We start from the raw sequence: 476 nt of genomic DNA, 5'->3' as shown, positions 1-476 counted from the left end.
TTCTTTGACAACCCTACTATATCATTACATTAATCAAATTGAATTCATTCTGTTTGATAAAAAACTCAAGGAGCTAAAAATGAAAAAGTTGTTATCGGTTGCTATTTTAAGTGGATTATGTGTTACGCCCATTCTTGCAGATTGGGATTTACAAGGACAGATTAGTGCAGTTGATCCTGCTAAGAAAACTATTACTTTGCAAGGTATGAATGGAGTGAATGCTGTTATTCAGATTCTTCCTTACACACAACTTAAGGGTGATGATTGTGGGGCGTTTGGGAATGATGTTTATGGAACTTTTGCAGATTTAACTGTGGGTAAGTTTATTGAGGCAGAGGTTTACCCTGCAAATGCAATGGCTGGTGCTCAACAAGCACCAGCTGCTGGTGGACAATTTGTTGCCAAAGAAGTAGAGTGGAAATGTTATCCTAGAGCGTATTGATAAGAGTAGGAATGTGTGGATTGCCTAAGGTTAA

The 476-nt window shown here is 37.8% G+C and carries 1 protein-coding gene; it reads left to right on the top strand.

Annotation, left to right across the window (positions count from 1 at the left end):
• A partial coding sequence (locus tag CCZ01_RS10060) for a hypothetical protein (RefSeq protein ID WP_343216188.1) occupies positions 1-442 on the top strand: 442 nt, incomplete at its 5' end.
• Positions 443-476: the final 34 nt, after the last annotated feature.

The sequence above is a fragment of the Helicobacter monodelphidis genome (genome assembly GCF_003288845.1).
Classification (GTDB): Bacteria; Campylobacterota; Campylobacteria; order Campylobacterales; family Helicobacteraceae; genus NHYN01.
This window is presented reverse-complemented; position numbering and strand designations above follow the sequence as displayed.